At 59.9% G+C, this 10761-nt stretch carries 10 protein-coding genes and 2 pseudogenes; 2 read left to right on the top strand and 10 right to left on the bottom strand.

Annotated features, from left to right (window positions below):
- Positions 1-96 precede the first annotated feature (96 nt).
- The 4 genes from CEK65_RS10530 to CEK65_RS10515 all read right to left on the bottom strand — a co-directional run bounded on the left by CEK65_RS10530 (position 97) and on the right by CEK65_RS10515 (position 2042).
- The gene (locus CEK65_RS10530) at positions 97-582 is read right to left on the bottom strand and encodes a hypothetical protein (protein WP_152181690.1); all 486 of its coding nucleotides are present in this window, start codon (positions 580-582) and stop codon (positions 97-99) included.
- Positions 583-638: 56 nt separating this feature from the next.
- Complete coding sequence (locus CEK65_RS10525; RefSeq protein WP_152181689.1) at positions 639-1013, bottom strand: hypothetical protein; 375 nt, start codon at positions 1011-1013, stop codon at positions 639-641.
- 151 nt (positions 1014-1164) lie between these two features.
- Positions 1165-1638, bottom strand: coding sequence for a hypothetical protein (locus CEK65_RS10520; RefSeq protein ID WP_152181688.1), 474 nt, complete (start codon positions 1636-1638; stop codon positions 1165-1167).
- Complete coding sequence (locus tag CEK65_RS10515; protein ID WP_152181687.1) at positions 1635-2042, bottom strand: hypothetical protein; 408 nt, start codon at positions 2040-2042, stop codon at positions 1635-1637. The genes CEK65_RS10520 and CEK65_RS10515 overlap by 4 nt, the downstream gene beginning before the upstream one ends.
- Positions 2043-2195: 153 nt before the next feature.
- On the opposite strand from CEK65_RS10515, the pseudogene CEK65_RS10510 reads away from it, so the two are divergent.
- A pseudogene (locus tag CEK65_RS10510) lies at positions 2196-2703 on the top strand (IS5 family transposase); the annotation flags it as partial.
- 686 nt (positions 2704-3389) lie between these two features.
- On the opposite strand, the gene CEK65_RS10505 reads toward CEK65_RS10510, so the two are convergent.
- The 5 genes from CEK65_RS10505 to CEK65_RS10480 all read right to left on the bottom strand — a co-directional run bounded on the left by CEK65_RS10505 (position 3390) and on the right by CEK65_RS10480 (position 8057).
- Positions 3390-3791 (bottom strand): hypothetical protein, encoded by a 402-nt coding sequence (locus CEK65_RS10505; RefSeq protein WP_152181686.1) that lies wholly within the window; start codon positions 3789-3791, stop codon positions 3390-3392.
- Positions 3792-5173: 1382 nt separating this feature from the next.
- Positions 5174-5707 carry a hypothetical protein gene (locus tag CEK65_RS10500; protein WP_152181685.1) on the bottom strand — a complete coding sequence of 178 codons (534 nt, stop codon included), beginning with the start codon at positions 5705-5707 and terminating at the stop codon, positions 5174-5176.
- Between the two features lie 423 nt (positions 5708-6130).
- Complete coding sequence (locus CEK65_RS10490) at positions 6131-6571, bottom strand: OmpA family protein (protein WP_152181684.1); 441 nt, start codon at positions 6569-6571, stop codon at positions 6131-6133.
- Between the two features lie 72 nt (positions 6572-6643).
- Positions 6644-7171, bottom strand: a complete 528-nt coding sequence (locus CEK65_RS10485) for a hypothetical protein (RefSeq protein ID WP_152181683.1) — start codon at positions 7169-7171, stop codon at positions 6644-6646.
- A gap of 58 nt (positions 7172-7229) precedes the next feature.
- Positions 7230-8057, bottom strand: a complete 828-nt coding sequence (locus CEK65_RS10480) for a DUF5677 domain-containing protein (RefSeq protein WP_152181682.1) — start codon at positions 8055-8057, stop codon at positions 7230-7232.
- Positions 8058-8232: 175 nt separating this feature from the next.
- Between CEK65_RS10480 and CEK65_RS21175 the strand changes: the two are divergent.
- A pseudogene (locus tag CEK65_RS21175) lies at positions 8233-8415 on the top strand (phage integrase N-terminal SAM-like domain-containing protein); the annotation flags it as partial.
- A gap of 155 nt (positions 8416-8570) precedes the next feature.
- On the opposite strand, the gene ilvD reads toward CEK65_RS21175, so the two are convergent.
- Complete coding sequence (ilvD, locus tag CEK65_RS10470; protein ID WP_152181681.1) at positions 8571-10409, bottom strand: dihydroxy-acid dehydratase; 1839 nt, start codon at positions 10407-10409, stop codon at positions 8571-8573.
- Between the last annotated feature and the right edge of the window lie 352 nt (positions 10410-10761).

Here is a 10761-nt window from a genome sequence, read left to right as displayed (position 1 = left end):
AAGGCGGAGCCGATCTACGATGCAAGCTCGAAGCTTTAGGAGCGACTGGACCTCCCACACCTCCTCCGATGATCAGTCGGAAGACATGACGCCTGTTTAGGGGCGACATGTCCAGATACAAGGAGCATGGGTGACCGCAACGGTGGTCGCTGCCTGCAGTGGTGAAAGCTGGCTAAGCGGTTTGCCGAATTCCCGATTGGCAAAGCTGCTCAATCCATGATCTGTGCCGTTGTAGGAAAGACTGCAGTAGAGGCCGTAGATGTGCGACTCGTCGAAGTGCACCGGTAGCAGCACGCTCCAAAGCGCGTTGCGCACGTGCGACTGACCTTGCGCCAAATCCGTGTAGACGAGGGACGTCACCAGGCGAGCCGCATGCGGGGAGGGCGATCCCACATTCGCATCGATCAGCCTGCGAATCGCTTCGGGAGGAGTGGCGTCTTCTGGATTGGCGTGGGCGAGCAGATCGCGGATTCGGGCCAGATGTGGGCGGACAGCGAGCGCATCGTAAGCGACCAATGCGACAAGCGTTGCCAGGAGGAGCAGCGCCGTTCCTTTGCCAACGAATCTGATGATCTTGACCATGAGCGTCAGCCAACCTTCGGGCGATATCGGCAGGTGTAGCCGCGTGCTGCACGCGACTACAGCAGCCGGCGTTGATCGGCCGCGCGCCGAAGCACCCAGCCGACAAGCAGGCCGAGGCCTGCGGAGGCGAGCAGCTGCAGCCATTCCACAGCGACGAACATGGCTGGTTCGTCCGTCATGTCTGGTGGCAATAGCGCCGCGAGAGCATCCGCGAAGGCGGCGTAGATGACCAGGATGAGGCAGGCGTGCGCGAGGCGGTGTTGCGCCACGCGCAACGCGAGGTGTGCGAAGAGTGCGGCGCAGAGCAGGAAAGAGAGAAGGGTCCAGGCATTCACCAAGCCGCCTAGCTCGAATAAGCCTCTGAAAAAGCCAACGCCGCACCGAAGAACAAACAGCAGGGCGGCATAGGCAAAGATCGATTTCCAGTGCATGGCCGGCTGTAAGGGGCACGCGATCAACGAGCGAGAAGTGCGTCGCGTGCTGGAAGGGTGGGGACACTCCGTATCGAGCAAACGACGCGCTGCGCCGGTCCGATGCCGGCTGTGCGCTGACGCGCCGTGCCGCCTGACATTGCCAGCGCCATCAACGCAGGATGCCCTCGGCGACCTTGCGTCCGCCCTCATAGGCGATGAACGACCTGTCTTTTTCCAAAACATGGAACTGCTCGATGCAGCTCAGAGACACCGCAGCGGTCTCGCCGGGTTCGATCTTCTCCTGCGCTTTGGAAATGCGCACTGCACACATGACGTCCTTACTCTCACCGGAGAATCGCACCTGTGGGCGGTAGTTGTCGTAAATCGCGTTATCACGCCCCACCTTTCCCTGGCGCGTCAACAAGGTGAACGAGATCGGCACAGCGGCATCGGCGGGGTAGGTCAGTACCGCATCTTGGGGATTGCCCGCCGTGGCAGAAAAACAGAAGACCGGCAATGCGAGTGCAAGAAGCGTACAGCGGCGGAGCGATTTCATCGGGCGGTCTGCCTTCTTGGGTGGAAAATCGTGCCTGAGCCGTGAACCAAGCCGGCTCGGGCCGGTCGTGCCTGCATCGAGGCTCATGCATGTGGCCCCAGCATCAGGGTGTACGCGCGAATGCTAGCCGACCTGATCTGATCCTTGGTCATCGATTTGTTGCCGCGCACCGCCTCGGCAGGCACGAGCATGACCGTCGTCCGCCCATCGCGGGTGTTCCAGCCAAACGCCACGACTTTCTTGTCGGCGAGGAACGACTGATCGCCGTCTTCGATATCCGAACACAGGATGCTGCCGTTCGGCTCGGTGTTGCTCGATGCGGTGACATGCACCAGGCCGATCGCGCTATCCACGAGCACCTGATCCCTGTGGCCGGCCGAATTGATCCTCCCTTCCACAACCGAAGCGGTGTGGCCGAGAGACACGAGATGACCGGCGACGATCGAGGCCAGGTGCTTTTTGCGATCGAGTTTGCTCTTGCATGCAATCATGGGGTGTCCTGTCGATCAGCAAGGACGCATGGATGGAACCGGACTAAGAGTCACTAACAAAACCTATTTGAACACAGATTCGCAGGTGGCAAAATTGGCGACATGGCCCGTCGCAAAGAGATCCCCGCCGCGCTGCGGAAGCGCATCTAACCGCTGATCCCATCAGTAAAGCCTTCGCCCAAAGGAGGGCGGCCTCGCGTCAGAGATCAGCAGGCCCTCAACGGCATCGTCTATGTCCTGCGTACCGGCATCCCATGGGAAGAACTTCCCCTGGATTTGGGCTACGGCAGCGGCATGACCTGTTGGCGCCGGTTACGCGACTGGCAGGCCGCCGGCGTCCGGCATCGCCTGCATCAGGTCCTGCTGTCCGAGTTGCGGCGAGCCGACAAGCTGGACCTGAGCCGAGCCAGCCTGGACGCGGCCAGTGTGGCCTCCCCACGGGGGGAGCGTACACCGGGCCGAACCCGACCGATCGCGGCAAACTCGGCACCAAGCGGCATCTGATCGTCGACCGCAATGGCGTTCACTTGGCGGTCTGCGTGACCGGAGCCAACCGGCACGACGCGGTGGTCTTCGAGGACTGGTCGATGCCCTGCCGACGATCGCCGGCAAGCCAGGGCGCCCGCGACGTTGGTCATGCAAGCTGCACGCCGATTCTGCTTGAATGAACTGTTAGGTGCCAGCCTATTTTTTGACGGTTGGCACCATGAGTAAAAGTATGCAAAGCGCAAGAGTGAACGCAATGGTCGCAAAAGTACGCGAGCCAAATGGAACTGGTCCCCCGAGTGCGAGATAGACGATATAGGCAACAACGCAAGTCACAGACGCTAGGGCCGCCCAATGCGAAACACCCCAGTACCTGTTGCATTTACTGCAACGATGCTCGAAGGCGGGTCCGGATAGGAGCTTCTTGACCAGGCTGACTCCCTTCTTTTTGCAGTGTGGGCACTTGAGTGTTCGGAATTCCATTTTTTACACCTACCATATGAGTTAAGCCGCGCCGCAAAGCGGCGTCGGCTTGGATGAATTTTTTTCCCAAAACCGTTCAGGACTGGATGCCTACATGTCTATATTGTGGAAATTCATGAGGCTGCGAATTCGCCTGGAAAAATCAATGATTTGATGTTTCGAGAAGTGTGTGTAGGTGGGTAACGATGCTTCGGGCACGTTCATTACCAGAGCGCTGCCACATGAGACTAAGTAGCGTAGTTCGTCTTCAGTGAGCGAGATGGAAATTGAACGAATAGCGTTTAGGTCGGGCATTGATCATCACATTTTCGAGGAAACGCTGTTTGGGCCTTGGCGCCTGAGTTAATTCGCGCCGAAGGCGTCGGCTTGAATGATTGGTTAGGTTGCGCTCGCGGCAAGATCGTACGGAAATGTCTTTCTGGTGACCACTTTCATGCCGCTGATACTCTCGATCTGCTGGCTGCCCTGGGATCGCCACACAGTGCGCGCGCCAGTCCATTGATGCATTACTTCCGATGAATCCCATACTAGTGACTCCAAAAGGCTCTCGTAGGCCACTATCCATTCCTCCTTTAGATCCAAAAATTCTTTGTAGTAGGCGGCGAAGTGGATGAGATGGCCGTAGTAACTATGTCCGCGATGGTTTGGTAACAACGAGAACATGGGCCTGACTAGCAAAGATCCTGTATCGCCAAGACCTTCAAGCACCCTTCTGTTATGGGCCTCGACGTCAGTCTCCGAGCGGAAGCAGTGGATGTAGCCGTTCACAATGCTGGACATTGGGGGTGCAACCTTACGCCTAAGTTAAGACGCACCGCGGAGCGGGGTCGGCTTGAATGAATAGTTAGACGGTCGTGCCAGGAGGTGGTGAGCAAGAAGCGTGCTCCCCAGCACTTGCGCCAATAGCCGAGCATGCCACAAATAGCGGTATTGGGGCTCGCCCGAGATGCTGGCCGCTGGATGTGACCGAAACCATAGGCAATGAGCGCAGCAGAGCAACGAAGCTGGATGACCAAGTAGCGGGCGATCCGATGGCGGTAGACGTGAGGATTGCGAACCGAGGCCGGCCGCTGAAGCGCTATCGCTGTCACCGATGGCGTAAGTCGCGCCGCACGCACAACACTACCGCCTAACACCTGAGTTGGCGGCTTCGCGAAGCGGCGCCGGCTTGAATAAATTTTTAGGCCCCGTAACAACGCAAAACAATACGCCACAAACGAGACCGATAAAGCCGCCAGCTGCGAAATTGGCAAGATAGGGCTGTGAGCCAACGCCTAGAAGCATGAGACTGCCCGGCAGCGAAAATGTTCCGGCTATGACAGCACCAGCGCATACACTGAGCCAGCTCAAATAGCCAGCGCACCGAAGCCACGTGACGTAGGGTAAGCCGAGAGCGGCCATCGCTCCATATGCGATGGGTAGACCGAAAGAAAAATAGATTACAACGGCAATGGGCCAATCCTTGAGCCCTGGCAGCCCCTCCCGCACTAGAGCGGACGCCAGCGAGTACAGCAAGAATGCCACTGGTGCCCCGAGAGGAGCGATAAGTGCACCGAACAGGATCGATCTTTTGGTCTGCAGTGAGTTCATGCCAACGGCCTAACACTGGAAATAAGCCGCGTGCCGTAGGCACGTCGGCTTAATTGACTGGTTAGGCCGGGATGGCCCAACGAAGATGGCGCGCCGAACTAATACGCCGACGACCGTGTTGTCTGGTGCTGCGTCCGATACAGGGCCTGCCACGTTGACCATTCGATGAGGTGACACAGCCAAGTGTCAGCCGGCGATGTGGTGGATGCAAACGCGGCTCCAACACCAAGCCAATGCCAGCCGCCTAACGCTTGAATTAAGCCGCCCGCCGCTGGCGTAGCCAGTGGACGGTCGGCTTGGATGAATTGTTAGGGCGCGGCCACGCCACCACCTATCTGAGTTGAACTGTTCGGGAATGAGGTCATCGCCTCCTGGGTCTGAGTAGCCACGCTCAGCGAGTTCTTTGTACCACTCGGACTGTAGCGAAGACGGAAGGTCCTTGCCGCACCAAGGGCAAAACCGCAGGACGGTCGACGTGTAGCCATCGTATGAAACCGGGGGGACGTCGGAACCTGGATCCATTGCTCTTCATCCATTGCCCTTCGGATCAGACTATCCCTAGAGAAATAGGATCAGAAGCCGGGGTTGGGGCCGAATTTGACATTCTGGCACGCGAGCGATGGGAAGCCGATATAGAATTCTTCGCTGGTTTCACCTAACGACTTGCACATCGGCATGGATGAATCGGTCTTCTTGCTTGTGATCGTTAGTTTCCATGCTGCGTGGGCACCAGCACTTGCCAGCGTGTAGCTGCTGACGATGCCGCATAGCACGGACGGGGGCGATACTGCAATCCAAGTGTTGTCAGCGGTCTTACGAAACTTGACCTCCTGGCCGTCTGATGAGACGCCAAGTACACATTGCTCTGGGCCGCCACCAAGCACCTTGCGCTGGAGCTCGTCTCCCTTGACCAAATTGATCCTCGCGAGCCGGCAACCGAACTCGTCGTCCTCGCGTGTGCCATCGCAGAGCCCGATGATCTGCGACACCGAGTTGGTGTCTTCCTTTAGCACTGCAAAGTGTATTGGCGTTGCGGCGGGCGGCCCTGCATATGCCATTCCCACAGTGAGGAACGCCGTCAACAGCATAATCGCGGTGAGCTTCATCGTGGTCTGTCTTCCCTGGAGCTTAAGCCGAGTTGCGAAGAAACTTCGGCTTGACTGAGTTGTTAGGCAGTAAGTGGCCCCAAAGGTTGGATTGTGCAACCCTGCTCCCCAGCACTGCCGCCTGGACCAAGTGTGCCACAGCCTGGGGGATGGAGCTTGCCCAGCGACGCACCGATGCGTGCTGCCACCGAATCCAAGTGCAACGAGCGTAGCGTGGGAATGACGGGTAAGGGCAAAGCACCGAACTTACTGCAACCAGCAACGGTAACAGCGACTTGCCGGAACCGACCGCCGGCATGCCAGCCAACCGACGAAGCCCTACCCACCAGCTGATTTGCTCCACCACCGCCTAACGCCTGAATTAAGCCGCGCCGCGAAGCGGCGTCGGCTTGAATGAATTGTTAGGTGCCATGCTGGAGCACTTTACGGCTCAATGTCCACGTTTAGCTCGGCGCGCTGATTGAGCGAGTTCTCCTCCCGTTCGCCAGCGATCGGGCGAGTGGACCCGTACTCGGTTAGAGCAATGACACAAAGCGGATCTACGCCAGCGGCTAGCAGGAACCTGTATAGGAGAAGCGCTCGACGTTGGGCGAGATAGCGGCACTCTTGCCCGGAACACTCATACTGATCAGTATGGCCCGCAATCTCGAACCTGACGTCCGGGTGGCGCTTGATTAGCTCGACAGAGCGATTCAAGTTGGCAATTTGGTCTGCCCCAGTTGCAGCCTCGTCGATCGTCTCACCCTTGATGGGATGGCCGGCCTTGAAGAAAGCACCATACAGGTCGAGTGAAGAGCTGCATGCAGCGGCGGAATATCCACCGAGCAGAGCTGTCGATAGCAGGATTGAGAGGAGCTTGGACATGTCACCTAACACCTGGGTTAAGCCGCGCCGCGAAGCGGCGTCGGCTTGAATGACTTGTTAGCAAGACAGCCCTCAAATCTTGTCAAGACGCGCACCAAGATCTGAGGCCAACTGCAAGTAGCTCACCACCGAATCTGGATTCGGCGAAAAATCAGGGTCATGTGCAGCGAGATTTCTCAGTTCGCGCATGCTATCGATGATTGAGCGATCACTTGACGTGATCAGCCCTGACTTCATTAGCGCATCAATGGAGCCGCGTGGATAGCGCCTCGCAGTCGCATTTGTAAGGCCTTTGCGCATTGCCAAAGAGATAATTTTCTCTTCCAGACGAAGCCACGAATCCAACACCGCTCCTCGAGGGTTTTGAGTTGCGATCAGAGCTGCGTTATCAGGGCTTTTAGTGCTTGGAAGTGCCTGAGCAGAGGATGCTAGCTTAAGGACATCTCTCTCAAACTCGAACTCAGCCATTCCGACCTTGCCGCGTTTCATGGTCTTGAGCAGGGCAGTAACTTCGCTCCGAAATAGCAAAATAACCACAACAACGGCGAGTGGCCATGCGAGGGATTTGATGAGCTCAGCAATGAACGAGAGAGTATCCATGTCCTGCTAACACCTGAGTTAAGCCGAGCCACGAAGCGGCTTCGGCTTGAACGAATTGTTAGCGCTCAACGTGGGGAGAAAACAAAGCCTCCATTTCGTCTCGCGCCGCTACCAGTAGCGTAAGGGCGAAGGAAACGCACAAGCAACTGTAGTTGTCCTCAATCTCGCAATGCACCCCGCGCCCGCGCTCGTCGAACTGGCCGGCGCGGTAGAAAGACAAGGGAAGGCCATGCACATGGCTGGAAAGGAATTTGTACAGCCAACGAAACTGCTGAACTTCCACGCCAGCCGCGGCAGCAACTGTCTCCAGCGGCGCGAGAAACGCGCTCTTGCCGTGAAGGAACTTGCGCTGATCTGAGGCAGGAAGGGTCAAGAAGAAGGCATTGCTATTGAGTCGACCCCTAAGCTCAGCGGCCTGCTCTTGAAACCCAGGTATGTCGGCCGAGTTTGGATCCATCTCCTCAAACAGATGAATCCTTGCCGTGCAGTCATGGAGATTGAAGATGTTCCAGCGGCAATCCCACTCATTCTGGGTGGTTTGCTCGATGCACAGATAGAAGAACGCTAGCCTTACCTCAAGCAGAGACCTGACAAGTACTGCTAGTGAGGCATAGTCCCAGTGGTCGGTGATCTTCTTTGACCATGACGTGCCTGGAGCTAGGATCGCGAAGCTAACGCCGCGAGCGCAAAGTGTGGTGAACAAAACACTGGCATAGAAGTGGGCTCCTGATGGTGCAGGGATGCCAGCACAGTTGCGAGAGACATTGAGGCAGTCGCTAAGGACGCTCTCGAACGCTTTGATGCGTTCTTTGTAGTCGTCAGATGCGGCAGTGCTGACGTTCTCCGCAGGGCGGCCAAATAGCTTTCTTATGAGTACCAGGGACATTGCCTTTGAGTGCTAACTACTATTGGACCGCCCAAAAGCGGTGATGCCCCAAGTATCCAGCAACGCCAGACGTCTGCAAAGCGGGAAATTCCTAAATTGCATCAATGACTTGCCGGATGGTGGCCGCAGCTCCGTGCGCCATGCTGGCTACGTTATCCGACGTTCGAGCTGGCGTATGAGTTACACCCATGACGATGAAGCCGTAACGGCGCATCAACCGCCGAGGGCGCTGGAGCAGGTGCGTGGCCGGTTGCGGCTTCGGCATGACAGCCTGCGCACCGAGCAAGCCTACATCGGCTGGATACGGCGCTTCATCCTGGCCAACGGCAAGCGACATCCGGCGCGGATGGGGCAGGCCGGGCAGGTACATCCGCATGTGCCTTGGTGTCCAGGAAAGCAGCCCAGTCGTGCGCGTTTGTTGATCCGCGTCGGGACTGAAGTCCCTCCCACAGTGCAGGGCAGGGATGCCATGAAGACCTTGGGAATCAGGAGTCTTCATGGCATGACAACACCTCACCCCTCCAGCATCGCCTTGTCCCGCACCGCCCCCTTGTCTGCACTGGTCGCCAGCAACGCGTAGGCCTTCAACGCCGTACTGACCTTGCGCGGGCGCGGTTCCGCCGGTTTCCAGCCACGGGCGTCCTGGTCGGCGCGGCGCGTGGCCAGTTCCGCGTCGGAGACCAGCAGGTCGATGCGGCGCTGGGGGATGTCGATGCGGATGCGGTCGCCGTCGCGGACCAGGCCGATGGCGCCGCCCGCCGCCGCTTCCGGCGAGGCGTGGCCGATCGACAGGCCGGAGGTGCCGCCGGAGAAGCGGCCGTCGGTGAGCAGGGCGCACTGCTTGCCCAGGCCCTTGGACTTCAAGTACGAGGTCGGGTACAGCATTTCCTGCATGCCGGGGCCGCCCTTGGGGCCTTCGTAGCGGATCACCACGACGTCGCCAGCCTTCACGTCATCGGCGAGGATGCCCTTGACCGCGGCGTCCTGGCTTTCGAACACCTTGGCGTTGCCCTCGAACACGTGGATGGATTCGTCCACGCCGGCGGTCTTCACCACGCAGCCGTCCTCGGCGATGTTGCCGTACAGCACCGCCAGCCCGCCCTCCTGCGAGTAGGCGTGGGCGACGTCGCGGATGCAGCCGCTGGCGCGGTCGGCGTCCAGGCTGGGCCAGCGCGTGGTCTGGCTGAAGGCGATCTGGGTGGGGATGCCGGCCGGCCCGGCCTGGTAGAAGGTCTGCACCGCGGGGTCGTCGCTCTGGGTGATGTCCCACTGCGCGATGGCGTCGGCCAGGGTGCGGCTGTGCACCGTGGCCTGGTCGGTGTGCAGCAGGCCGCCGCGCGCCAGTTCGCCGAGGATAGCGACGATGCCGCCGGCGCGGTGCACGTCCTCGATGTGGTACTTCTGCGTGTTCGGCGCCACCTTGCACAGCTGCGGCACGCGCTTGGACAGGCGGTCGATGTCGCGCAGGGTGAACGGCACCTCGGCCTCCTGCGCGGCGGCGAGCAGGTGCAGGATGGTGTTGGTGGAGCCGCCCATCGCGATGTCCAGGGTCATCGCGTTCTCGAACGCCTCGAAGGTGGCGATGCCGCGCGGCAGCGCGCGCGGGTCTTCGGCGCCATACCAGCGGTGGCACAGTTCCACCGCGGTGCGGCCGGCCTTGAGGAACAGTTGCTCGCGGTCGGCGTGGGTGGCGACCACGGTGCCGTTGCCGGGCAGGGCCAGGCCCAGCGCTTCGGTCAGGCAGTTCATCGAGTTGGCGGTGAACATGCCCGAGCAGGAGCCGCAGGTGGGGCAGGCGCTGCGCTCGAACGCGGCGACCTTCTCGTCGGAGGCGGTGGGATCGGCGGCGATCACCATCGCGTCGATCAGGTCCAGGTTGTGGTCGGCGAGCTTGGTCTTGCCGGCTTCCATCGGCCCGCCGGAGACGAACACGGTGGGGATGTTGAGGCGCAAGGCGGCCATCAGCATGCCGGGGGTGATCTTGTCGCAGTTGGAGATGCACACCAGCGCGTCGGCGCAGTGCGCGTTGACCATGTACTCCACCGAGTCGGCGATGATCTCGCGGCTGGGCAGCGAGTACAGCATGCCGTCGTGGCCCATGGCGATGCCGTCGTCCACGGCGATGGTGTCGAACTCCTTGGCCACGCCGCCGACGCGCTCGATCTCGCGCGCGACCAGTTGTCCGAGATCCTTCAGGTGCACGTGGCCGGGCACGAACTGGGTGAAGGAATTGGCGATGGCGATGATCGGCTTGTGGAAGTCGGCATCCTGCATGCCGGTGGCGCGCCACAGCGCGCGGGCGCCGGCCATGTTGCGGCCGTGGGTGGAGGTCTTGGAGCGATAGTCGGGCATGGGAGCAGCGAACGAGCGGGCGGGGAGGCTGGCGATGGTGGCGCGATCGGATCGTTGCTGCTGCAACCGTCCTGGACGCCCACCGGTTGGTCGACCACGTTAGCACGCAGGCTGGCGCCGCCGCGCGCCGCCCGGGAGTGCGGAGCGGGTCGCAGACCTGCCTGCCTGCGCTTGGCAGACTGCGGTGGCCGGTGCGTCAGGGGGCGTAGGCCCGGCTCGCCCATCATGACCACAGGAGGTGTCCATGCTCCGGCATGTGCGTTCGTCGTCTTCCGCTGTTTCCTCCCCCGCCCCGTCCCTTGCTGCCTCTTTTACACATCTCCGAGCCCCCGAGACTACAGCGAATTTTGTA

The sequence above is a fragment of the Xanthomonas sp. LMG 12459 genome (assembly GCF_009192905.1).
GTDB classification, from domain to species: domain Bacteria; phylum Pseudomonadota; class Gammaproteobacteria; order Xanthomonadales; family Xanthomonadaceae; genus Xanthomonas_A; species Xanthomonas_A sontii.
Note: the sequence above shows the minus strand (reverse complement) of the source record. Positions and strands in the feature narration are given on the sequence as shown.